Genomic DNA, 23,141 nt, shown 5'->3' with positions numbered 1-23,141 from the left:
CGTCATCTCTCCTTATGCCTTGCTCGCCGGACGGACGATCACGTCGCCACCAGCTGCGCCAGGCACGGCGCCGCGGATAGCAATCAGACCACGCTCGACGTCGACCTTGACCACTTCCAGGTTCTGCGTGCTTTGCTGCACGGCGCCCATGTGGCCCGACATCTTCTTGCCCGGGAAAACGCGACCCGGCGTCTGGCGCTGACCCAGCGAACCCGGCGCGCGATGCGACAGCGAGTTACCGTGGGTTGCATCGCCCATACGGAAGTTGTAGCGCTTGATGGTGCCCTGGAAACCCTTACCCTTGGTGACGCCCTGGACGTCGACCTTCTGGCCGACCTCGAAGATGTCCGCCTTGATTTCGCCACCGACGGCGAAATCGCCGAGCTGTGCGTCTTCAACGCGGAATTCCCACAGGCCGCGACCGGCTTCCACCTTCGCCTTGGCGAAGTGGCCTGCAGCCGGCTTGTTGACCAGCGCGGCACGACGGGCGCCAACGGTAATCTGCACAGCGCTGTAGCCGTCGGTTTCGACGGTCTTGATCTGCGCGATGCGGTTCGGAGTTGCTTCGATCAGCGTAACCGGCACCGAGCGGCCGTCTTCGGTGAAGACGCGGCTCATGCCAGCCTTGCGGCCCACGAAGCCCAACGAATATTTCTTCGTCATGGTCGTAGTCCTCAGGTCAACTTGATCTGTACGTCGACGCCAGCCGCGAGTTCGAGCTTCATCAGCGCGTCCACGGTCTTGTCGTTCGGGTCGACGATATCAAGCACGCGCTTGTGCGTGCGGGTTTCGTACTGGTCACGCGCATCCTTGTCGGCATGCGGGGATACGAGGATGGTGTAACGTTCGATCTTGGTCGGCAGCGGGATCGGGCCACGCACTTGCGCGCCGGTCCGCTTGGCCGTTTCGACGATCTCGCTGGCCGAACGGTCGATCAAACGATGATCGAACGCCTTCAACCGAATCCGGATCTTTTGTTCCGACATGACGGAAGCTTCCTTCGTTAAAAGAGCGACGGGCAAGGCCTCTGGGATACCTGCCCCCATATTCCTGCGTAGATAAAATCGCCGCGCATCCTGCCGGCGAGGGCATTCCTCCGCCCAAAAACTGAGGCAGCCCGGTAAACCGGCCTGCCCAGACGGAAAAGTATAATGCGCAACAAGAGCACGGTCAACAACGCGTGAGTTGTTGAGTGCTCCATGCAACGCGACCTTCCCGGTCTGGCGAACACGAGCGGCATCCTGCCGTTCTTTTCGCTGTAACTCAGCGCCCTACCCAGGGACACCGAGCCGCGCATTGTAGCTGGCGTGATTACGACGTGCAAGCATCCGCTTTCAGAAACTTGCCAACGGCCACCCCGCCAACTTTCTCCCGGGCAACAAAAAAGGCCGGCTTGCGCCGGCCCCTTTCGCTACGCCGACTGCCGAAGCAGCCGAAACGCAGGTGTCTTACTTGACGATCTTGGCAACCACACCGGCGCCGACGGTACGGCCACCTTCGCGGATGGCGAAACGCAGACCTTCGTCCATCGCGACCGGGTTGATCAGGGTCACGCCCATCTTCACGTTGTCGCCCGGCATCACCATTTCCACGCCTTCCGGCAGCTGGCAGGCGCCAGTGATGTCGGTGGTACGGAAGTAGAACTGCGGGCGGTAGCCCTTGAAGAACGGGGTATGACGGCCACCCTCATCCTTGGACAGCACGTAGACTTCGGCTTCGAACTCGGTGTGCGGCTTGATCGAACCCGGCTTGCACAGCACCTGGCCACGCTCGACGTCGTCACGCTTGGTGCCGCGCAGCAGCAGACCGGCGTTGTCGCCTGCCTGGCCCTGGTCCAGCAGCTTGCGGAACATTTCCACGCCGGTGACGGTGGTCTTCTGGGTGTCGCGGATGCCGACGATTTCGATTTCGTCGCCCACCTTGATGATGCCGCGCTCGATACGACCGGTCACCACGGTGCCGCGGCCGGAGATCGAGAACACGTCTTCGACCGGCATCAGGAACGGACGGTCCACATCGCGGGTCGGCTCCGGAATGAAGCTGTCCAGGGCATCGACCAGCTTCAGGATCGCCGGCACGCCGATCTCGCTCTGATCACCGTCCAGCGCCAGGCGGGCCGAACCATGGATGATCGGGGTGTCGTCGCCCGGGAAGTCGTACTTGCTCAGCAACTCGCGCACTTCCATTTCGACCAGCTCGAGCAGCTCGGCGTCGTCGACCATGTCGGCCTTGTTCAGGAACACCACGATGTGCGGCACGCCGACCTGACGCGAGAGCAGGATGTGCTCGCGGGTCTGCGGCATCGGGCCGTCAGCCGCCGAACACACCAGGATCGCGCCGTCCATCTGCGCTGCGCCGGTGATCATGTTCTTGACGTAGTCGGCGTGGCCGGGGCAGTCGACGTGGGCGTAGTGACGGGTCGGGGATTCGTATTCGACGTGCGCGGTCGAAATCGTGATGCCGCGCGCCTTCTCTTCCGGCGCTGCATCGATCGCGTCGTACGCCTTGAACTCGCCACCGAAACGCTCTGCACCGATCTTGGTCAGCGCGGCGGTCAACGTGGTCTTGCCATGGTCGACGTGACCGATGGTGCCGACGTTCACGTGCGGCTTGGTGCGCTCGAATTTAGCTTTTGCCATGACTTGCTACCTCTAATTGAAAAATTTTTGAAGCGGCTGAGCGAACTCAGCCCTTCTTGGTGACGGCGTCGGCGATGTTGGCCGGTGCCTCTTCGTAATGGTCGAATTCCATCGAGAACGTGGCGCGACCCTGGCTCATCGAGCGCAGCGAGGTCGCATAGCCGAACATCTCGCCCAGCGGAATCATCGCGTTGATGATCTTGCCCGACGGGCTGTCGTCCTGACCCTGCAACACGCCGCGACGACGGCTCACATCGCCCATCACGTCGCCCAGGTAATCCTCCGGACTGACGATTTCGACCTTCATGATCGGCTCCAGCAACACCGGGCTGGCTTTCGCAAAGCCCTGCTTGAACGCCATCGACGCGGCCAGCTTGAACGCCATTTCCGAGGAGTCGACGTCGTGGTACGAGCCGAATACCAGCTTGACCTTCACGCCCACCACCGGGAAGCCGGCGATCGGACCACTGATGATCGTTTCGCGCAGACCCTTTTCGACCGAGGGAATGAATTCCTTCGGGATGATGCCGCCGGTGATGTCGTTGATGAAGAGGAAATCGTCCTTGACGTTGTCGCTCTTGCGATCTTCTTCGGTCATCGGCGACAGCTCGATCACCACGTGACCGTACTGACCCTTACCACCGGACTGCTTGGCGTGCTTGTAGTCGGACTTGACGTCGGACTTGCGGATCGTCTCGCGGTAGGCCACCTGCGGCTTGCCGACGTTGGCCTCGACATTGAACTCACGACGCATGCGGTCGACGATGATGTCCAGGTGCAACTCGCCCATGCCCGAGATGATGGTCTGGCCGGATTCTTCGTCGGTCTTGACGCGGAACGAGGGATCTTCCTGCGCCAGGCGACCCAGGGCCATACCCATCTTTTCCTGGTCCGACTTGGTCTTCGGCTCCACCGCCATCGAGATCACCGGCTCCGGGAACACCATGCGCTCCAGGGTGATGATCTTGTCCTGCGCACACAGCGTGTCGCCGGTAGTGACGTCCTTCAGGCCCACGGCAGCGGCGATGTCGCCAGCGCGCACTTCCTTGATCTCTTCGCGATTGTTGGAGTGCATCTGCAGGATGCGGCCCACGCGCTCTTTCTTCGACTTGACCGGGTTATAGACCTGGTCGCCGGAGTTCAGCGTGCCCGAGTAGACACGGAAGAACGTCAGCGAGCCCACGAACGGGTCGGTCATGATCTTGAACGCCAACGCCGAGAACGGCGCGGTATCGCTCGCAGCGCGCGTATCTTCCTTCTCGTCCTCATCGATACCCTGGACCGGCGGACGGTCGGCCGGCGACGGCAGCAGGTGCACGACGCCGTCGAGCATCGCCTGCACGCCCTTGTTCTTGAATGCCGAACCGCAGAACACCGGCACGATCTCGACCTTCAGGGTGCGCTCGCGCAGACCCTGCAGGATCTCTTCTTCGGTCAGGTCGCCTTCGTTGAGGTACTTGTCCATCAGGTCTTCGCTGGCTTCTGCAGCCGCTTCCACCATGAACGAGCGCGCCTCGGTCGCAACGTCGACCAGATCGGCCGGAATGTCGCGGTATTCGAAGGTGGTGCCCTGCGAGGCGGTATCCCAATGGATCGCCTTCATCTTCAGCAGGTCGACCACGCCCTCGAAACCGTCTTCTGCGCCGATCGGCACCTGCATCGGCACGGCGTAGGCACCCAGACGGGCCTTCAGCTGCTCAACGACCTTGTCGAAGTTGGCACCGGTACGGTCCATCTTGTTGACGAAGGCCATGCGCGGCACGGAATACTTGTTGGCCTGGCGCCACACGGTCTCGGACTGCGGCTGCACGCCACCGACGGCGCACAGCACGAACACCGCACCGTCGAGCACGCGCAAGGAGCGCTCCACTTCGATGGTGAAGTCGACGTGCCCGGGGGTATCGATGATGTTGAAGCGGTGCTGCTGCATGGACTTGTCCATGCCCGACCAGAACGCAGTGGTCGCCGCGGAGGTGATGGTGATACCACGCTCCTGCTCCTGCTCCATCCAGTCCATCACTGCCGCGCCGTCATGGACTTCGCCGATCTTGTGACTCACACCGGTGTAGAACAGGATGCGCTCGGAAGTGGTGGTCTTGCCGGCATCGATGTGAGCCATGATGCCGAAGTTGCGGTAACGCTCGATAGGGGTGGTGCGGGCCACGGGGAGCCTCTCAATTTCTTGGATTTCGGATGGCCGAACGCCGCCTTTCGGCGGCCTTCGGATTGGATGCGACGCCAAAGGCGTCGCAAACAGCACTCATATGGTGCTGAAGGGCCCCGTTACCAAGGCCCCCGAGGTCACCAGCGGTAGTGTGCGAACGCCTTGTTCGCTTCCGCCATACGGTGAGTCTCTTCGCGCTTCTTGATCGCGCCGCCACGGCTTTCCGAGGCGTCCAGCAGTTCTGCAGCCAGCTTGCGCGGCATGGTGTTCTCGCCACGCTTGCGCGCGGAATCGATCAACCAGCGCATTGCCAGCGCCATGCGACGGGAGGAACGCACTTCGACGGGCACCTGATAGGTAGCACCACCGACGCGACGCGATTTGACTTCGACAGCCGGGGCCACGTTGTCCAGTGCTTTCTGCACCAGCTCGACGGCATTCGGATTCTTTTCGCCAATGACGTCCATCGCGCCATAGACAATTTTCTCAGCAACCGACTTCTTGCCACTTTGCATCACCATATTGATGAAGCGGGCAATGGTTTCGCTGCCATGCTTGGGATCAGGCAGGACGGTGCGCTGCGGAGTAGAACCTTTACGGGACATTGGAGTATTTCCTTAGCTCTTCGGGCGCTTGGCGCCGTACTTGGAACGACCTTGACGGCGCTTTGCGACGCCGGCGGCGTCCAGCGAACCACGGACGGTGTGATAACGCACACCGGGAAGATCCTTGACGCGACCACCACGAATCAGGACCACGGAGTGCTCCTGCAGGTTGTGGCCTTCACCGCCGATGTAGCTGATGACCTCTTCCTGGTTGGTCAGGCGCACTTTGGCAACCTTACGCAGGGCCGAGTTCGGCTTCTTCGGGGTAGTGGTATAGACGCGTGTGCAGACGCCACGGCGCTGCGGACACTTGTCCAGTGCCGGAGAGGCACTCTTGTAGGTGGTCGCTTGCCGGGGCTTGCGGACCAGCTGATTGATCGTTGCCATCAGTCGATTCTTCTGATTGGAGGCCGAAACGGCCTTGCATGAAAACGAAGGCAGGCCGCGAAACGGCCCACCGAGACAGAGAAGTATAGCTGGCAGGGCGAAACTCCGTCAACTTCACGGAAACCTAACCCTGCTGGTCCGTCCGGGACCGGAAAACGGAGGGCCTCCTGCCCTCCTTTTCGCCTGGCTTACGGCAGCCTTGCGACTGCCGTCGGAGCGCTTACTCCTCGTCCGCGCCAGCGTCGGCCACGGTAGCGACCGGTTCGGCCACTGCGGACTTGCCCGACAGCGTTTCCATCTCCGAGTCGGTCAGACCCGCGGACTTGCGGCGGCCGGCGTGATACGCCAGACCGGTACCGGCCGGGATCAGACGGCCCACGATCACGTTTTCCTTCAGACCGCGCAGGTTGTCGCGGGTGCCGCGCACGGCAGCCTCGGTCAACACGCGGGTGGTCTCCTGGAACGACGCCGCCGAGATGAACGACTCGGTGGCCAGCGAGGCCTTGGTGATGCCCAGCAACACCGGGTCGTACTTGGCCGGCAGTTCGTTGCGGGTGGTCAGACGTGCATTTTCCTCGATGACGCGCTGGCGCTCGACCTGCTCGCCGTTGAGGAACTTGCTGTTGCCCTGGTCGACGATCTCGACCTTGCGCAACATCTGACGCGTGATCACTTCGATGTGCTTGTCGTTGATCTTCACGCCCTGCAGGCGATACACGTCCTGGATTTCCTTGACCAGATACGCTGCCAGCGGCTCGACACCCAGCAGGCGCAGGATGTCCTGCGGGCTCGGCTCGCCATCCACCACGGTCTCGCCCTTGGTCACGTGCTCGCCTTCGAACACGATGATCTGGCGGTACTTGGGGATCAACTCTTCGTGTTCGGAACCATCGGTGTCCTTGATGATCAGGCGCTGCTTGCCCTTGGTGTCCTTACCGAAGCTGATGATGCCCGAACGCTCGGCCAGGATCGCCGGATCCTTCGGCTTGCGCGCTTCGAACAAGTCGGCAACGCGCGGCAGACCACCGGTGATGTCGCGGGTCTTGGACGCTTCCTGCGGAATCTTCGCCACCACGTCGCCCACGCCGACGGCTGCGCCGTCCTGCAGGTTGACGATCGAGCGCGGCGGCAGCAGGTACTGCGCCGGCAGATCGGTGCCCGGGATGGTCAGGTCGTTGCCCTTGCCATCGACGATGCGCACGATCGGCCGCAGTTCCTTGGCCTGCGCACCGCGACGCTTCGGGTCGGTGATTTCACGCGACGCCAGACCGGTCAGTTCGTCGGTCTTCTCGATGACGGTGACGCCGTCGACGAAGTCGATGAAGCGGATGAAACCGGCCACTTCCGACACGATCGGGTGGTTATGCGGATCCCAGTTGGCCACACCCTGCCCAGCCTTGACCGCATCACCGTCCTTGGCGGTGATGGTGGCGCCGTACGGCAGCTTGTAACGCTCGCGCTCGCGACCATGGCCGTCGAGCACCGACAGCTCACCCGAACGCGACACCGCGACCAGCGAACCGTTGGCATGCTCGACCGACTTCAGGTTATTGAACTTGATCGAACCGGTGGTCTTGACCGTGATGTTGTCCACTGCCGCCGCACGCGACGCCGCACCACCGATGTGGAACGTACGCATGGTCAGCTGGGTACCCGGCTCACCGATGGACTGGGCAGCGATAACGCCGACCGCCTCGCCGATGTTGACCAGATGACCGCGCGCCAGATCGCGACCGTAGCAACGTGCGCACACGCCGAACGAGGATTCGCAACTGATGGTCGAACGCACCTTCACCGACTGCACGCTGGCGTCTTCGAGCTTGGCGACCCAGGCTTCGTCGAGCAGCGTGTTGCGGGTCACGATCGGCTCTTCGTCGTTGCCCGGCAGGTAGACGTCCTCGGCCACGACACGGCCCAGCACGCGCTCGCGCAACGGCTCCACCACGTCGCCGCCTTCCACGATCGGGGTCATGATCAACCCTTCGGTGGTGCCGCAATCGACTTCGGTGATCACCACGTCCTGTGCCACGTCGACCAGACGACGGGTCAGGTAACCCGAGTTCGCGGTCTTCAACGCGGTATCGGCCAGACCCTTACGCGCGCCGTGGGTGGAGTTGAAGTACTCCTGCACGTTCAGGCCTTCGCGGAAGTTCGCCTTGATGGGCGTCTCGATGATCGAGCCGTCCGGACGCGCCATCAGGCCACGCATACCGGCCAGCTGACGGATCTGCGCCTGGCTACCACGGGCACCGGAGTCGGCCATGATGTACAGCGAGTTCATCGACTTCTGATCGATGGTTTCGCCCTTGGCGTTCTCGACCTTTTCGGTACCGATGGTGTCCATCATCGCCTTGGCGATGCGCTCGTTGGTACGCGACCAGATGTCCACGACCTTGTTGTAGCGCTCGCCGGCGGTGACCAGACCGGACTGGTACTGCTCCTGGATTTCCAGCACTTCGGCTTCGGCCTCGGTGAGGATGCCCTTCTTCTCGTCAGGGATCAGCATGTCGTCGATGCCGATCGACACGCCGGCGCGGGTCGCGTAGGCATAGCCGGTGTACATCAGCTTGTCGGCGAACACGACCGTGTCCTTCAAGCCCAGCAAACGGTAGCTGGAGTTGATCAGACGCGAGATGTTCTTCTTGGTCATTTCGGTGTTGGCCAGCTGGAACGGCAGGCCTTCGGGCAGGATTTCGCTCAGCAGCGCACGACCGACCGTGGTGTCCACGATCGAGGTGCCGCTGCTGCGCTTGCCGCCGGCTTCCACGTCCACCTGGGTGATGCGCACCTTGACCTTGGCGTGCAGTTCGACCACGCGGTTGTCGTAGGCGCGCTTCACTTCGCTGGTGTTGGCGAACACCATGCCCTCGCCCTTCTTGTTCTCCAGGGCGCGGCTCATGTAGTACAGGCCCAACACCACGTCCTGCGACGGCACGATGATCGGCTCGCCGTTGGCCGGCGACAGGATGTTGTTGGTGGACATCATCAGCGCACGCGCTTCCAGCTGGGCTTCCAGCGAGAGCGGCACGTGGACGGCCATCTGGTCACCGTCGAAGTCGGCGTTGAAGGCGGTACACACCAACGGATGCAGCTGGATGGCCTTGCCTTCGATCAACACCGGCTCGAACGCCTGGATGCCCAGACGGTGCAGGGTCGGCGCACGGTTCAGCAGCACCGGATGCTCGCGGATGACTTCTTCGAGGATGTCCCACACCTCGGCCTCTTCGCGCTCGACCAGCTTCTTGGCGGCCTTGATGGTGGTGGCCAGGCCACGACGCTGCAGCTTGGCGAACACGAACGGCTTGAACAGCTCCAGCGCCATCTTCTTCGGCAGACCGCACTGGTGCAGCTTCAGGTACGGACCGACGGTGATGACCGAACGGCCGGAGTAGTCCACGCGCTTGCCGAGCAGGTTCTGACGGAACCGGCCCTGCTTGCCCTTGATCATGTCGGCCAGCGACTTCAGCGGACGCTTGTTGGTGCCGGTGATGGCACGGCCGCGACGGCCGTTGTCCAGCAGCGCATCGACCGATTCCTGCAGCATGCGCTTTTCGTTGCGCACGATGATGTCCGGCGCATTGAGCTCGAGCAGGCGACGCAGGCGGTTGTTGCGGTTGATCACGCGGCGGTACAGGTCGTTCAGATCCGAGGTCGCGAAGCGGCCACCATCCAGCGGCACCAGCGGACGCAGGTCCGGCGGCAGCACGGGAAGCACGGTCATGACCATCCATTCCGGACGGTTGCCCGATTCCAGGAAGGCTTCGATCAGCTTGATGCGCTTGGTGAGGCGCTTGAGCTTGGTTTCAGAACCGGTGCTGGCGATTTCTTCGCGCAGGCGGGTCATTTCCGATTGCAGGTCGATCGTGCGCAGCAGTTCGTACACCGCCTCGGCGCCCATGGCGGCGTCGAAGTCGTCGTTGTACTCCTGGCGCGCGGTCAGGTACTGCTCTTCGGTCAGCAGCTGGCGGCGCTCGAGCGGGGTCAGGCCCGGCTCGGTGACGACATAGGCTTCGAAGTACAGCACGCGCTCGATATCACGCAGGGTCATGTCCAGCATCAGGCCGATGCGCGAGGGCAGCGACTTGAGGAACCAGATGTGCGCGACCGGCGAGGCCAGGTCGATGTGACCCATGCGCTCGCGGCGCACCTTGGCCAGGGTGACTTCGGTGCCGCACTTTTCGCAGACCACGCCCCGGTGCTTCATGCGCTTGTACTTGCCGCACAGGCACTCGTAATCCTTGATCGGTCCGAAGATGGCGGCGCAGAACAGGCCGTCACGCTCGGGCTTGAAGGTCCGGTAGTTGATGGTTTCGGGCTTCTTCACTTCGCCGTAGGACCACGAACGAATCAGGTCCGGCGACGCGAGCGCGATCTTGATCGCGTCGAAATCCAGCGTCTGGCGCTGCTGATTGAAGAGGTTGAGCAGGTCTTTCATTTGATATCTCCGGGTCGGAGGAATTTCGTATCTGAGATGGAACGCGCAGAGATCTGTTCGGGGCCGGGTCCCGGGGACCCGGGACCCGGAAAAGCGAGGAGCACAAAGCCCTTGCTCTTCCGGGTCCCCGGTCCGGAGTCCCGAGTCCCGGCTCTTACTCTTCCAGTTCCATGTTGATCGCCAGCGAGCGGATTTCCTTCACCAACACGTTGAAGGATTCCGGCATGCCCGCGACCATCTCGTGCTCGCCATCGACGATGTTCTTGTACATCTGGTTGCGGCCCTGCACGTCGTCGGACTTCACCGTCAGCATTTCCTGCAGGGTGTAGGCCGCGCCATAGGCTTCCAGCGCCCAGACTTCCATCTCACCGAAGCGCTGACCACCGAACTGCGCCTTGCCGCCCAGCGGCTGCTGGGTCACGAGCGAGTACGGGCCAGTCGAGCGTGCATGCATCTTGTCGTCGACCAGGTGGTTCAACTTCAGGTAGTGCATGTAGCCGACCGTGGTCTTGCGATCGAACGCCTCGCCGGTACGACCGTCGAACAGCTGGGTCTGGCCGCTCTGCGGCAGATCGGCCAGTTCCAGCATGCGCTTGATTTCCGCCTCGCTGGCACCGTCGAACACCGGGGTCGCCATCGGCACGCCGTCGACCAGGTTCTTGCCCAGGTTGAGCAGTTCCTCATCGCTGAACTGCGACAGGTCCACGCGCTCGGCATTGATCGCGCCATCGTGGTTGTAGATGTCGTTGAGGAACTTGCGCAGCTCGCTGACCGCCGCCTGGGCTTCCAGCATGCGCTGGATCTTGCGACCCAGGCCCTTGGCGGCCCAGCCCAGATGCACTTCCAGAATCTGGCCGATGTTCATACGCGACGGCACGCCGAGCGGGTTCAGCACGATGTCCACCGGCTCGCCGGTCGCCATGTACGGCATGTCTTCCACGGGCACCACATTGGAGACCACACCCTTGTTGCCGTGGCGGCCTGCCATCTTGTCGCCCGGCTGGATGCGGCGCTTCACGGCCAGGAACACCTTGACCATCTTCAGCACGCCCGGTGCGAGGTCATCGCCCTGGGTGATCTTGCCGCGCTTGTCGGCGAAGCGCGCTTCGAATTCCTTTTCGTGCGCCTGGATCTGCTTCTGTGCGCGTTCGATCGCGTCCGCGGCGTCTTCGTCCTTCATGCGCAGCTGGAACCAATCGGACTTCTTCAGCCCGTCCAGGTACGCGTCGGTGACGGTGTCGCCCTTCTTCAGGTTGGCGCCGCCATTGGCGACCTTGCCCACGATCTGCGAGCGCAGGCGTGCGTAGATGGCCGCTTCCAGGATGCGGAACTGGTCGTCGAAGTCCTTCTTGACGCGCTTGATTTCAGACTCTTCGATCTGACGCGCACGCTTGTCCTTCTCGATGCCGTCGCGGGTGAAGACCTGCACGTCGATGACGGTGCCGTCCATGCCCGGGGGCACGCGCAGCGAGCTGTCCTTCACGTCGGACGCCTTCTCGCCGAAGATCGCACGCAGCAGCTTTTCTTCCGGGGTCAGCTGGCTTTCGCCCTTCGGCGTGACCTTGCCGACCATGATGTCGCCGGCGCGCACTTCCGCACCGATGTACACCACGCCGCTCTCGTCCAGACGGTTCAAGGCCTGCTCGGACACGTTCGGGATGTCGGCGGAAATTTCCTCCGGCCCCAGCTTGGTGTCGCGTGCCACGCAGGTCAGCTCTTCGATGTGGATCGTGGTGTAACGATCCTCTTCCACCACGCGCTCGGAGAGCAGGATGGAGTCTTCGAAGTTGTAGCCGTTCCACGGCATGAAGGCGATCAGCATGTTCTGACCCAACGCCAGCTCACCGATGTCGGTGGATGGGCCGTCGGCCAGCACATCGCCGCGCGCGATCACATCGCCCACATTCACCAGCGGACGCTGGTTGATGCAGGTGTTCTGGTTGGAGCGGGTGTACTTGATCAGGTTGTAGATATCCACGCCGGCATCGGTGCCGCCGCCGATTTCTGCTTCGTTGACCTTGACCACGATACGCGCCGCGTCGATCTGCTCGATCACGCCACCACGCAACGCATTCACGGTCACGCCCGAGTCGCGCGCCACCGCACGCTCGATACCGGTACCGACCAACGGCTTCTGCGAACGCAGCGTCGGCACGGCCTGGCGCTGCATGTTGGCGCCCATCAGTGCGCGGTTGGCGTCGTCGTGCTCCAGGAACGGCACCAGCGCCGCGGCGACCGACACGGTCTGCATCGGCGAGACGTCCATAAAGTGGACTTCTGCCGGCGGCTTCAACAGCGATTCGCCCTGGAACCGGCACGGCACGAACTGCTCGGTGAGCATGTTCTTGGCGTCGGTCAGCGCGTTCGCCTGGGCGATCACGTACTCGTTTTCTTCGATCGCCGACAGGTACTCGACGTCGTCGGACACCTTGCCGTCCAGCACCTTACGGTACGGCGTCTCGAGGAAGCCGTACTGGTTGGTGCGGGCGAACACGGCCAGCGAGTTGATCAGGCCGATGTTCGGACCTTCCGGCGTTTCGATGGTGCAGACGCGGCCGTAATGGGTCGGGTGCACGTCGCGCACTTCGAAGCCTGCGCGTTCGCGGGTCAGACCGCCCGGACCCAGCGCGGAGACGCGACGCTTGTGCGTCACTTCCGACAGCGGGTTGTTCTGGTCCATGAACTGCGACAGCTGCGAGGAGCCGAAGAACTCCTTGATCGCCGCGGCCACCGGCTTGGCGTTGATCAGCTCCTGCGGGGTCAGGCCTTCGGACTCGGCCATCGACAGACGCTCCTTGACCGCGCGCTCGACGCGGACCAGGCCCACGCGGAACACGTTCTCGGCCATTTCGCCGACCGAACGCACGCGACGGTTGCCCAGGTGATCGATGTCATCGACCACGCCGCGACCATTGCGGATCTCGGTCAGCACCTTGATCACTTCGAGGATGTCGGAGGTGTCGGCGTGCTCGGCGACCAGGCGCTTGGATTCTTCGTCGTTACGCTCGGCGAAATACTTCTTGTCGTACAGCACCGACTCGCCCAGCACGTCCTTGCGGCCGACGCGCCGGTTGAACTTCATGCGACCGACCGTGGACAGGTCGTAACGCTCGAAGGTGAAGAACAGGTTGTGGAACAGGTTCTGCGCCGCTTCCTTGGTCGGCGGCTCGCCCGGACGCATCATGCGGTAGATTTCGACCAGCGCTTCCAGCTGCGTCTTGGTCGGATCGATGCGCAAGGTGTTGGACAGGTACGGGCCACGATCCAGGTCGTTCACCCACAGGGTGCCGACCGCGTCGACGCCAGCCTTGCGGAAGGCAGCCAGCTGGTCTTCGCTGATCTCGTCGTTGGCGTTGGCCAGCAGTTCGCCGGTCGAACCATCGACCACGTCATGCGACAGGATGCGGCCGACCAGGTAGTCGTCCGGCACGGCCAGCGCGGCAACGCCGGCGGCTTCCAGCTGCTTGACGTGACGGGCGGTGATGCGCTTGCCCGCTTCCACGATGACCTTGTCGCCATCGGCCAGGTCGAAATTCAGCGTCTCACCACGCAGACGCTCCGGCACCAGCTCCAGCTGCACGCCTTCGTCGGGGTTGATGTGGAACGTGTTGATCTCGAAGAACTCGGCCAGCATCTCTTCGTTGCTGTAGCCAAGCGCACGCAGCAGGATCGACACCGGCAGCTTGCGGCGGCGGTCGATACGGGTGAACAGCGCGTCCTTCGGGTCGAACTCGAAATCCAGCCAGGAACCGCGGTAGGGAATGATGCGGGCGCTGTACAGCAGCTTGCCCGAGCTGTGGGTCTTGCCACGGTCGTGGTCGAAGAACACGCCCGGCGAGCGGTGCAGCTGCGAGACGATCACGCGCTCGGTGCCGTTGACGATGAAGGTGCCGTTGCCGGTCATCAGCGGAATCTCGCCGAGGTAGACCTCCTGCTCCTTCACGTACTTGATGGCCTTGGTCGACGACTCGCGGTCGTAGATCACCAGGCGCACGGTCACGCGCAGCGGCGCGCCATAGCTCATGCCACGCTGACGGCATTCACGCTCGTCAAACACCGGCTGACCCAACTTGTAGCCCACGTACTCGAGCGCAGCGTTGCCGCTGTAGCTGGAGATCGGGAACACCGACTTCAGAGCCGCATGCAGACCGAGGTCCTTGCGCTTGGTCGGCTCCACGTCTTCCTGCAGGAATTCGCGGTAGGAATCCACCTGGATGGCAAGCAGGAACGGCACTTCGAGGATCGAGCGCTGCTTGCCGAAGTCCTTGCGGATACGCTTTTTTTCGGTGAACGAATAAGACGTCATGAGGTCTTCACCCTAGGCTGCGGGGGCCGCGTCGCGGCGGCCCTGAAATAACAAGACTGAACCCGCGCACATGGATGTGCGCTGCTCTTGCGAGGGACTCACATTCAAGTTGTCAGTTGGAAGTCGCTGGTATTGCCGGCACCAGCACGCCTTCTCCCGCTACTTCCAACTACCAACTCGGTGAGGCGAGGATTGGGGATGACCGGATTGGGGATTAGCGAAGGCGACCTTCCAATCCCGAATCCCGACTCTCAAATCCCGGCTTTCCATCAACGGCCAAAGGCCGGGGGCTCTACGCCCCCAGCCTTCAGTGCATCACCGTGAAACGTGGCGATGCAAGATGCTGCTTACTTGATTTCGACCGTCGCACCGGCTTCGGTCAATTCCTTCTTGATCTTCTCGGCTTCTTCCTTGGTGGCGCCTTCCTTCAGCATGCCACCGGCTTCGGTCAGATCCTTGGCTTCCTTCAGACCCAGGCCGGTCACGCCGCGCACGGCCTTGATGACGCCGACCTTGTTGGCGCCGCAGTTGGTCAGCACCACGTTGAACTCGGTCTGCTCTTCGACCACGGCGGCCGGGCCAGCTGCAGCGGCTGCGACCGGGGCGGCGGCGGAGACGCCGAACTTCTCTTCGATGGCCTTGACCAGCTCCATCACTTCCATCAGGGACTTCTCGGCGATGGCGTCGACGATCTGTTCGTTGGTAAGGGACATTGTGATTACCTTTAAATGATTTTCTGGATTGGGGTTCTAGCGAACGCTAGGACATCAAGCTTCGGCAGTCTCGGCAGCCGGCGCGGCGGCTTCGTCGCCACCGCCCTGCTTGTCGCCAACGGCCTTGACGGCACGGGCGAACATGGCAGCCGGTTCGGACAGCACGCGAGCCAACATGGCCAGGGCCTGGTCACGGGTCGGCAGCGAGGCCAACACATCAACGTGGCTGGCCGGGAACAGTTCCCCACCAATTGCCACGACCTTGGCCTGCAGCTTCTCGTTGCTCTTGGCGAATTCCTTGATCAGGCGACCGGCAGCGCCGGGTTCCTCCATCGAAAACGCATACACCAAAGGACCAACCAGCTTGTCGGACGCGACAGCAAATTCGGTACCTTCGACGGCACGCACAGCCAGGGTGTTCTTGACGACTTTCAAGAACACGCCGGTTTCGCGGGCCTGCTTGCGCATCGCGGTCATCTGGGAGACCGTGGTGCCAGCGTATTCGGCGGCGATCAGGGAGTGGGCCTTGGCGGCGATGTCTGCCAGCTCGGCGACTACGTCTTGCTTCTGGGACAGATTGAGAGCCATTGCACTCCTCCGTTAAAGCCGGGATTGGTGATTGGTGACTGGTGATTCGTCGAAAGCCATGAAGCAGCTCCTGCAAATCCCCAATGCCGAATCCCGAATCCCCGCTTCAAACTACTCCGCTCGCGGCTCCTGCCGGTTGCGGTCCAGGGCGGCCTCCTTCCTGGAAGCCGGGAACATCGACCGATGTTCCGTTGGTGGCCGTTCTAGACCTGGAGTGGACTCGATCCGGGATGTCCCAGACGCGCGTAAACCAGAAAGCTCCAGAAGGGCGACACCATCTACGCCGGCCAGTTCGAAAACGAACCAATTAAGCGACCCCGCTGCATCGACGGCGACTCCTTGCCAGTGCGAGCATCCCTGCCCGTCGTCGACCTGCGCTGACCGCGCCTGCGGTCTTTGACGGCTACCGCCGGGCATGCCGACGATCGCCTTCAAAATGTCCGTTACCCCAAAGGAGGGAACGGACTCCCAGCACACGGTTGCCCGGGCCAGAAAAACAATGCAGTGCTACAGGAACACGTCAGGCGCATGACGCCCGACGCATTCGATTACTTCAGCGACAGGCTCGACTGGTCGACCGTCACGCCCGGACCCATGGTCGAGCTGACCGACACCTTCTGCAGGTAGGTCCCCTTGGAGGTGGCCGGCTTGGCCTTGACCAGATCCAGCAACAGCGCCTGCAAGTTCGACTTCAGCGCTTCGTCGTCGAAGCTGGCCTTGCCGATGGTGCAGTGGATGATGCCGGCCTTGTCGGTGCGGTAGCGCACCTGGCCCGACTTGGCGTTCTTGACCGCTTCGCCCGGATTGGCCGACACGGTGCCGACCTTCGGGTTCGGCATCAGGCCGCGCGGACCCAGCAGGGTGCCGAGCTTACCGACCACGCGCATCGCATCCGGCGTGGCAATGACCACGTCGTAGTTCAGGTCGCCGGCCTGCATCTTCTCGGCCAGATCGTCCATACCCACGGCTTCGGCGCCGGCGGCCAGTGCTTCGTCAGCCTTGGCGCCTGCCGGTGCGAACACTGCAACGCGCACGCTCTTGCCGGTACCGGCCGGCAGCACGGTCGAACCGCGCACCTGCTGGTCGGACTTCTTGGCGTCCACGCCCAGGCGCACGGCCACGTCGATGGACTCGACGAACTTGGCCTTGGTGGCGGTCTTCAGGATCTTGATTGCGTCTTCGAAGGCATAGGTCTTGCCCGGAACGACAGCGGCCGTGATGGCCTTAACGCGCTTGCTCTGTGCCATGTCTTAGCCCTCCACCGTCAAACCCATGCTGCGGGCAGTACCCGCAATCGTACGAACCGCCGCTTCCAACTCGGCTGCCGTCAGATCGGCTTCCTTGGTCTTGACGATTTCTTCCAGCTGCTTGCGCGTCACCTTGCCGACCTTGTCGGTATTGGGGCGCTTGGAACCGGAGCTCACACCGGCAGCCTTCTTGAGCAACACGCTGGCCGGGGTGCTCTTGGTGATGAAGGTGAAGGTACGGTCGGAGTACGCGGTGATGATCACCGGCGTCGGCAGACCCGGCTCCAGCTTGGAGGTCGCTGCATTGAATGCCTTGCAGAACTCCATGATGTTCAGACCGCGCTGACCCAGCGCAGGGCCGACCGGCGGCGCAGGATTGGCCTGACCGGCCTTCACCTGCAACCTGATGTACGCAGTTATCTTCTTAGCCATTTCGATACTCTCCGGGTGCTAGCGCCTGAACTGCAGGCTCCCCATCGGACCGGGAGAATCACGCGTCCCGGCTTCACGTTTTTGATCACACGCAGATGGCTGCCATGCGGCAGCCATTGATTCCCGGCGGTCGCCAGGTCAGCGAGCCGCGCACTATAGCAGGATTTATTACCGGCGCCTAGCAGGCGCCAGGCATGGTCAGCCCTTCTCGACCTGGCCGAACTCGAGTTCGACCGGCGTGGAGCGACCGAAGATGAGCACGGCCACCCGCAGCCGACTCTTCTCGTAATTGACTTCTTCGACCACGCCATTGAAGTCGTTGAACGGACCATCGGTGACACGCACCATCTGACCCGGTTCGAACAGCACCTTCGGACGCGGCTTCTCGACCCCGTCCTGTACGCGCTGCAAGATGGCCTCAGCTTCCTCGTCGCGGATCGGCAACGGACGATCGGCGGTACCGCCGATGAAGCCCATGACCTTGGACGTCTCCTTCACCAGATGCCAGCTTTCGTTGTCGATGCGCGGAATACCGGCTTCTTCGTGGGTCTCGATCTGCACCAGCACATAGCCGGGGAAGAACTTGCGCTCGGACCGGCGCTTCTGGCCGGCACGCATCTCGATGACCTCTTCGGTCGGCACCAGCACCTCGCCGAAACGATCTTCCATCTCGGTGCGCACGATGCGATCGCGCAATGCCTGCGCAACGGATTTTTCGAAGCCTGAATAGGCGTGAACGACATACCAACGCTTCACTGCTTGATTCTCCTCAACGAGCCAGGAACCACTGCGTGAGCTTCTGGATGACGAAGTCGAAGCCGCCCAACAGCAAACTCAGAATGATCACAACAACAATGACGACCCAGGTGGTGCGGATGGCTTCCTGGCGCGTTGGCCAGACCACCTTGCGCAGCTCGAACCTGGATTCGGACAGGAATTCACGGGTTTCGCGGCCCTTGCCGGTCCCCAGAAACACGAATGCACCCGCCACCAAGCCCACGATGACCGCCAGCGCACGCAATTGCGGCGTCCAGGCACCCAACTGGGTGGCGCGCTCGGGCGCAGAAAACCAGAACCACACAAACAACCCTGCAATCACCAGGATCGCAGAGATCACGTATTTCACGATATCAGCGCTGGCAGCAGACGCGCTTTTGGAAGGCTCGATTTTGCTATTCATCCGGCTCTAGTTACCGATCTGACCCGAATCGCTGGGCCGGAAAGAGGAGTGGCACGCCAGGAGGGACTCGAACCCCCAACCTGCGGTTTTGGAGACCGCTGCTCTGCCAATTGAGCTACTGGCGTATGTACTCGTTTACCGCACACCCTAAGACAACGAAGGCGGACCGCGGTTCAGCCGGCCCGCCTTTGCGCGAATCCGGTGGCCGAGGCCACCGGATCACAGGTTCTTACTTGACGATCTTGGCAACCACACCGGCGCCGACGGTACGGCCACCTTCGCGGATGGCGAAACGCAGACCTTCGTCCATCGCGACCGGGTTGATCAGGGTCACGCCCATCTTCACGTTATCGCCCGGCATCACCATTTCCACGCCTTCCGGCAGCTGGCAGGCGCCAGTGATGTCGGTGGTACGGAAGTAGAACTGCGGGCGGTAGCCCTTGAAGAACGGGGTATGACGGCCACCCTCATCCTTGGACAGCACGTAGACTTCGGCTTCGAACTCGGTGTGCGGCTTGATCGAACCCGGCTTGCACAGCACCTGGCCACGCTCGACGTCGTCACGCTTGGTGCCGCGCAGCAGCAGACCGGCGTTGTCGCCTGCCTGGCCCTGGTCCAGCAGCTTGCGGAACATTTCCACGCCGGTGACGGTGGTCTTCTGGGTGTCGCGGATGCCGACGATTTCGATTTCGTCGCCCACCTTGATGATGCCGCGCTCGATACGACCGGTCACCACGGTGCCGCGGCCGGAGATCGAGAATACGTCTTCGACCGGCATCAGGAACGGACGGTCCACGTCGCGGGTCGGCTCCGGAATGAAGCTGTCCAGGGCATCGACCAGCTTCAGGATCGCCGGCACGCCGATCTCGCTCTGATCACCGTCCAGCGCCAGGCGGGCCGAACCGTGGATGATCGGGGTGTCGTCGCCCGGGAAGTCGTACTTGCTCAGCAGCTCGCGCACTTCCATTTCGACCAGCTCGAGCAGCTCGGCGTCGTCGACCATGTCGGCCTTGTTCAGGAACACCACGATGTGCGGCACGCCGACCTGACGCGAGAGCAGGATGTGCTCGCGGGTCTGCGGCATCGGGCCGTCGGCCGCCGAACACACCAGGATCGCGCCGTCCATCTGCGCTGCACCGGTGATCATGTTCTTGACGTAGTCGGCGTGACCGGGGCAGTCGACGTGCGCGTAGTGGCGGGTCGGGGATTCGTATTCGACGTGCGCGGTCGAAATCGTGATGCCGCGCGCCTTCTCTTCCGGCGCTGCATCGATCGCGTCGTACGCCTTGAACTCGCCACCGAAACGCTCTGCACCGATCTTGGTCAGCGCGGCGGTCAACGTGGTCTTGCCATGGTCGACGTGACCGATGGTGCCGACGTTCACGTGCGGCTTGGTGCGCTCGAATTTAGCTTTTGCCATGGGTGCAAGTTCTCGGTAATCGTTTGGAGTTAAGACGATTGAGTAATGGTGCTCACGAAAGGAATCGAACCTTCGACCTCCTCCTTACCAAGGAGGTGCTCTACCGACTGAGCTACGTGAGCGAGTTTGGCATTATGCCATGCATTTGCGTTCAATGGAGCGGGAGACGGGAATCGAACCCGCACCATCAGCTTGGAAGGCTGAGGTTCTACCGTTGAACTACTCCCGCGCCGGGAACTGCATGCCACAACGTGAAACTGGTGGAGGGAGGTGGATTCGAACCACCGAAGGCGTAAGCCAGCAGATTTACAGTCTGCCCCCGTTGGCCGCTTGGGTATCCCTCCAGCTTTTACTACCGGACCGCCGCGCCAGGAGGCGAAGTGGTTCGGGGTGAAGCAGCCCGTTATTTTGTTGTGGACGACGCCCAGTGTCAACAAAAATTTCGAGAAATCGTCACGACTGAATGCGCGCGCCGCGCGAGGCGGCGCGCGGCCGATCAGACGTTGAAACGGAAGTGCAGCACATCGCCTTCCTGGACGCGGTATTCCTTGCCTTCCAGACGCAGACGGCCGGCATCACGCGCACCGGCTTCGCCGCGGTACTTGATGAAGTCGTCGAAGCCGATCGTTTCGGCGCGGATGAAGCCCTTCTCGAAATCGGTATGGATCACCGCCGCGGCCTGCGGCGCCGTGGAGCCCGCCCTGACCGTCCAGGCGCGCACTTCCTTGACGCCTGCCGTGAAGTAGGTCTGCAGGCCCAACAGCGTGTAGGCCGCGCGAATGACGCGATTCAGGCCGGGCTCGTCCAGGCCAAGGTCGGCCAGGAAGGTGTCGCGGTCTTCGTCGTCGAGCTGGGACAGCTCTTCTTCGATCGCAGCCGACACCGGCACCACTTCGGCGCCCTCTGCAGCGGCGTGCGCACGCACCGCGTCCAGGTGCGGATTGTTCTCGAAGCCGTCTTCCAGCACGTTGGCGATGTACATCACCGGCTTGAGCGTCAACAGGAACAGATCGCGCACCAGCGCCTTCTCTTCTTCATCCAGACCGGCGGCGCGCCCGGACTTGCCGTCGGCCAGCGCGGCCTGCAGCTTGGCCAGCACCGGCTTGCGCGCCGCAGCGTCCTTGTCGCCACCCTTGGCGCTGCGCTCGGCACGATTCAGCGCCTTTTCCACGCTGTCCAGGTCGGCCAGCGCCAGCTCGGTATCGATGGTTTCGATATCGGCGATCGGGTCGACCTTGTTACTGACGTGGATGACGTCGTCGTTCTCGAAGCAGCGCACCACGTGGGTGATCGCATCGACCTCGCGGATGTGGGCGAGGAACTTGTTGCCCAGGCCCTCGCCACTGGCCGCACCGGCCACCAGGCCGGCGATGTCGACGAACTCGACCGCGGTGGGGATCAGCTTCTGCGGCTTGACGATCTCGGCAAGCTGGCTGAGACGCGGATCGGGCACCGGCACGATGCCGACGTTCGGCTCGATGGTGCAGAACGGAAAATTGGCCGCAGCGATGCCCGCCTTGGTCAGCGCGTTGAACAGGGTCGACTTGCCGACATTGGGCAAACCGACGATGCCGCATTTGATACCCATGGGTTTTCCAGTGAATGGAGAATCGGGAATCGAGAATGGCAAGAACAACGCTCCTCCCATTCCCGATTCCCCATTCTCTATTTTTCCGTATGCAGGCGCTTCATCGCCTCGCTGAAATTGCCTGCCATTGCCAGCGGCAGCACGTCGATGGCTGCATCCACCGCCGCGCCGATCGCTGCATCGTCCTCGCGCCCTGCCCGCCCCAGCACCCATGGCACCACGCGGTCCTTGTGACCGGGATGGCCGATGCCGATGCGCAAGCGGTGGAACTTGCCATGCCCGAGCAGGCGGATGGTGTCGCGCAGGCCGTTCTGGCCGCCGTGACCGCCGTCGAACTTGAGCCGTGCCGTGCCCGGCGCCAGATCCAGTTCGTCGTGTGCGACGAGCAAGTGCTCCGGCTCGATCTTCCAGAACCGCAACGCGGCGGCGATCGACTTGCCACTGAGATTCATGAAGGTGGCCGGCTTGAGCAGCCAGACCGGCTGCCCCGCAAGATCGACCTTGGCCGTCTCGCCGAACAACTTGCTGTCCAGGCTCCAGCGGGCGCCACTGCGCTCGATGAGGGCATCGACGAAACGAAACCCGGCGTTGTGCCGGGTTTGCGCGTGTTCTGGACCGGGATTGCCCAGCCCGACGATCAGACGAAGTGCAGACATGCCAGTGGCCGCAGCCGATTCCCCGCATGCTGCAAGGAATCGGCCAACGGATTACTTGGTCTCTGCGCCTTCGCTGCCTTCTTCACCGGCAGCGTCTTCTTCCTCGACGCGCACGTGCTTGGCAGCCACCACGGCAACGTCGTGTTCCTTGCCCAGCTTCAGCTCCGGGATTTCGACACCGGCCGGCAGCTTGATCTCGGACAGGTGGATCACGTTGCCCACTTCCAGGGCACCGAGGTCGATCTCGATGAACTCCGGCAGGTCCTTCGGCAGGCAGACCACCTGGACTTCGTTGAGTTCGTGGGTGACGACCACTTCGCTGGACTTGCCGGCCGGCGAGTTGGCTTCGTTGATGAAGTGCAGCGGCACGGCGGCGCTGAGCTTCTCGTTGGCGCTGACGCGCTGGAAGTCGATGTGCATGATCAGCTGCTTGAACGGATGGCGCTGCATGTCGCGCAGCAGCACCTGCTGCACGTCGCCATTGAGGTTCAGGTCCAGGATCGACGAGTAGAACCACTCGTTCTGCTGGGCGAGCCAGATCTGCTCATGGTTGAGCTGGATGCTGACCGGCTCCAGATCGCCACCGTAGACGATGGCCGGAATGACGCCAGCGTGACGCAGGCGGCGGCTCGCACCCTTCCCCTCGTCTGCGCGGCGCTCGACCTTGATTTCGTGAGTCTTTGCCATGTTGTTTCACTACCTAGATTGGAATACCGCCTCGCGGCGATGAAGCGTCTCACCCGCGACCAGGAGAGACGTGGTACCGGCACCCGCCTAAAGC

Annotated in this window: 18 protein-coding genes and 4 tRNA genes; all 22 read right to left on the bottom strand. The window is 62.5% G+C overall.

All coding sequences use genetic code 11. The features are described 5' to 3' along the window. Nucleotides 1–12 precede the first annotated feature (12 nt). Entirely contained in the window at nt 13–663 is a 651-nt protein-coding gene (rplC, locus tag HG421_RS03310) for a 50S ribosomal protein L3 (protein WP_005993363.1), read from the bottom strand. Between the two features lie 11 nt (nt 664–674). After that, nucleotides 675–986 carry a 30S ribosomal protein S10 gene (gene rpsJ, locus HG421_RS03305; RefSeq protein WP_003486723.1) on the bottom strand — a complete coding sequence of 104 codons (312 nt, stop codon included), beginning with the start codon at nt 984–986 and terminating at the stop codon, nt 675–677. A 462-nt stretch (nt 987–1,448) separates the two neighbouring features. Continuing rightward, nucleotides 1,449–2,639 (bottom strand): elongation factor Tu, encoded by a 1,191-nt coding sequence (tuf, locus tag HG421_RS03300; RefSeq protein ID WP_169705190.1) that lies wholly within the window; start codon nt 2,637–2,639, stop codon nt 1,449–1,451. A gap of 46 nt (nt 2,640–2,685) precedes the next feature. Further along, complete coding sequence (gene fusA, locus HG421_RS03295; protein ID WP_169705202.1) at nt 2,686–4,803, bottom strand: elongation factor G; 2,118 nt, start codon at nt 4,801–4,803, stop codon at nt 2,686–2,688. Nucleotides 4,804–4,940: 137 nt separating this feature from the next. Then, the gene (gene rpsG / locus HG421_RS03290; protein WP_005993356.1) at nt 4,941–5,408 is read right to left on the bottom strand and encodes a 30S ribosomal protein S7; all 468 of its coding nucleotides are present in this window, start codon (nt 5,406–5,408) and stop codon (nt 4,941–4,943) included. A gap of 12 nt (nt 5,409–5,420) precedes the next feature. Beyond that, entirely contained in the window at nt 5,421–5,795 is a 375-nt protein-coding gene (gene rpsL, locus HG421_RS03285) for a 30S ribosomal protein S12 (protein ID WP_003469157.1), read from the bottom strand. 220 nt (nt 5,796–6,015) lie between these two features. Further along, complete coding sequence (gene rpoC / locus HG421_RS03280) at nt 6,016–10,230, bottom strand: DNA-directed RNA polymerase subunit beta' (protein WP_169705200.1); 4,215 nt, start codon at nt 10,228–10,230, stop codon at nt 6,016–6,018. A 154-nt stretch (nt 10,231–10,384) separates the two neighbouring features. Then, the gene (gene rpoB / locus HG421_RS03275; RefSeq protein ID WP_169705198.1) at nt 10,385–14,536 is read right to left on the bottom strand and encodes a DNA-directed RNA polymerase subunit beta; all 4,152 of its coding nucleotides are present in this window, start codon (nt 14,534–14,536) and stop codon (nt 10,385–10,387) included. Nucleotides 14,537–14,883: 347 nt separating this feature from the next. After that, on the bottom strand, nt 14,884–15,249 hold the full coding sequence (gene rplL, locus HG421_RS03270) for a 50S ribosomal protein L7/L12 (protein WP_169705196.1): 366 nt from the start codon (nt 15,247–15,249) through the stop codon (nt 14,884–14,886). Between the two features lie 54 nt (nt 15,250–15,303). After that, the gene (gene rplJ / locus HG421_RS03265) at nt 15,304–15,837 is read right to left on the bottom strand and encodes a 50S ribosomal protein L10 (RefSeq protein WP_029219217.1); all 534 of its coding nucleotides are present in this window, start codon (nt 15,835–15,837) and stop codon (nt 15,304–15,306) included. A gap of 548 nt (nt 15,838–16,385) precedes the next feature. After that, on the bottom strand, nt 16,386–17,084 hold the full coding sequence (gene rplA / locus HG421_RS03260) for a 50S ribosomal protein L1 (protein ID WP_003486747.1): 699 nt from the start codon (nt 17,082–17,084) through the stop codon (nt 16,386–16,388). A 3-nt stretch (nt 17,085–17,087) separates the two neighbouring features. Next, nucleotides 17,088–17,516 carry a 50S ribosomal protein L11 gene (gene rplK / locus HG421_RS03255; RefSeq protein ID WP_169705194.1) on the bottom strand — a complete coding sequence of 143 codons (429 nt, stop codon included), beginning with the start codon at nt 17,514–17,516 and terminating at the stop codon, nt 17,088–17,090. Between the two features lie 198 nt (nt 17,517–17,714). Beyond that, complete coding sequence (nusG, locus tag HG421_RS03250) at nt 17,715–18,272, bottom strand: transcription termination/antitermination protein NusG (RefSeq protein WP_169705192.1); 558 nt, start codon at nt 18,270–18,272, stop codon at nt 17,715–17,717. Nucleotides 18,273–18,285: 13 nt separating this feature from the next. Further along, nucleotides 18,286–18,696 carry a preprotein translocase subunit SecE gene (gene secE / locus HG421_RS03245; RefSeq protein WP_064508647.1) on the bottom strand — a complete coding sequence of 137 codons (411 nt, stop codon included), beginning with the start codon at nt 18,694–18,696 and terminating at the stop codon, nt 18,286–18,288. Between the two features lie 49 nt (nt 18,697–18,745). After that, nucleotides 18,746–18,821: transfer RNA gene (locus HG421_RS03240), tRNA-Trp, on the bottom strand. A 104-nt stretch (nt 18,822–18,925) separates the two neighbouring features. Then, nucleotides 18,926–20,116 (bottom strand): elongation factor Tu, encoded by a 1,191-nt coding sequence (gene tuf, locus HG421_RS03235; protein WP_169705190.1) that lies wholly within the window; start codon nt 20,114–20,116, stop codon nt 18,926–18,928. 46 nt (nt 20,117–20,162) lie between these two features. Beyond that, nucleotides 20,163–20,238: transfer RNA gene (locus tag HG421_RS03230), tRNA-Thr, on the bottom strand. Between the two features lie 33 nt (nt 20,239–20,271). Next, nucleotides 20,272–20,345: transfer RNA gene (locus HG421_RS03225), tRNA-Gly, on the bottom strand. A gap of 29 nt (nt 20,346–20,374) precedes the next feature. Beyond that, nucleotides 20,375–20,460, bottom strand: a tRNA-Tyr gene (locus tag HG421_RS03220). Between the two features lie 152 nt (nt 20,461–20,612). Then, nucleotides 20,613–21,704, bottom strand: coding sequence for a redox-regulated ATPase YchF (ychF, locus tag HG421_RS03215; RefSeq protein ID WP_169705188.1), 1,092 nt, complete (start codon nt 21,702–21,704; stop codon nt 20,613–20,615). Nucleotides 21,705–21,781: 77 nt separating this feature from the next. After that, nucleotides 21,782–22,360, bottom strand: a complete 579-nt coding sequence (gene pth, locus HG421_RS03210; RefSeq protein ID WP_169705185.1) for an aminoacyl-tRNA hydrolase — start codon at nt 22,358–22,360, stop codon at nt 21,782–21,784. 51 nt (nt 22,361–22,411) lie between these two features. Continuing rightward, nucleotides 22,412–23,047 carry a 50S ribosomal protein L25/general stress protein Ctc gene (locus HG421_RS03205; protein WP_064508643.1) on the bottom strand — a complete coding sequence of 212 codons (636 nt, stop codon included), beginning with the start codon at nt 23,045–23,047 and terminating at the stop codon, nt 22,412–22,414. Nucleotides 23,048–23,141: the final 94 nt, after the last annotated feature.

Source organism: Xanthomonas campestris pv. badrii (genome assembly GCF_012848175.1).
Classification (GTDB): Bacteria; Pseudomonadota; Gammaproteobacteria; order Xanthomonadales; family Xanthomonadaceae; genus Xanthomonas; species Xanthomonas campestris_C.
Note: the sequence above shows the minus strand (reverse complement) of the source record. Positions and strands in the feature narration are given on the sequence as shown.

Bases quoted from the DNA above. Each gene is read 5' to 3' on its own strand.
- rplC (WP_005993363.1), bottom strand. From the start codon at position 663: ATGACGAAGAAATATTCGTTGGGCTTCGTGGGCCGCAAGGCTGGCATG.
- rpsJ (WP_003486723.1), bottom strand. From the start codon at position 986: ATGTCGGAACAAAAGATCCGGATTCGGTTGAAGGCGTTCGATCATCGT.
- tuf (WP_169705190.1), bottom strand. From the start codon at position 2,639: ATGGCAAAAGCTAAATTCGAGCGCACCAAGCCGCACGTGAACGTCGGC.
- rpsG (WP_005993356.1), bottom strand. From the start codon at position 5,408: ATGTCCCGTAAAGGTTCTACTCCGCAGCGCACCGTCCTGCCTGATCCC.
- rpsL (WP_003469157.1), bottom strand. From the start codon at position 5,795: ATGGCAACGATCAATCAGCTGGTCCGCAAGCCCCGGCAAGCGACCACC.
- rpoC (WP_169705200.1), bottom strand. From the start codon at position 10,230: ATGAAAGACCTGCTCAACCTCTTCAATCAGCAGCGCCAGACGCTGGAT.
- rpoB (WP_169705198.1), bottom strand. From the start codon at position 14,536: ATGACGTCTTATTCGTTCACCGAAAAAAAGCGTATCCGCAAGGACTTC.
- rplL (WP_169705196.1), bottom strand. From the start codon at position 15,249: ATGTCCCTTACCAACGAACAGATCGTCGACGCCATCGCCGAGAAGTCC.
- rplJ (WP_029219217.1), bottom strand. From the start codon at position 15,837: ATGGCTCTCAATCTGTCCCAGAAGCAAGACGTAGTCGCCGAGCTGGCA.
- rplA (WP_003486747.1), bottom strand. From the start codon at position 17,084: ATGGCACAGAGCAAGCGCGTTAAGGCCATCACGGCCGCTGTCGTTCCG.
- rplK (WP_169705194.1), bottom strand. From the start codon at position 17,516: ATGGCTAAGAAGATAACTGCGTACATCAGGTTGCAGGTGAAGGCCGGT.
- secE (WP_064508647.1), bottom strand. From the start codon at position 18,696: ATGAATAGCAAAATCGAGCCTTCCAAAAGCGCGTCTGCTGCCAGCGCT.
- tuf (WP_169705190.1), bottom strand. From the start codon at position 20,116: ATGGCAAAAGCTAAATTCGAGCGCACCAAGCCGCACGTGAACGTCGGC.
- ychF (WP_169705188.1), bottom strand. From the start codon at position 21,704: ATGGGTATCAAATGCGGCATCGTCGGTTTGCCCAATGTCGGCAAGTCG.
- pth (WP_169705185.1), bottom strand. From the start codon at position 22,360: ATGTCTGCACTTCGTCTGATCGTCGGGCTGGGCAATCCCGGTCCAGAA.
- HG421_RS03205 (WP_064508643.1), bottom strand. From the start codon at position 23,047: ATGGCAAAGACTCACGAAATCAAGGTCGAGCGCCGCGCAGACGAGGGG.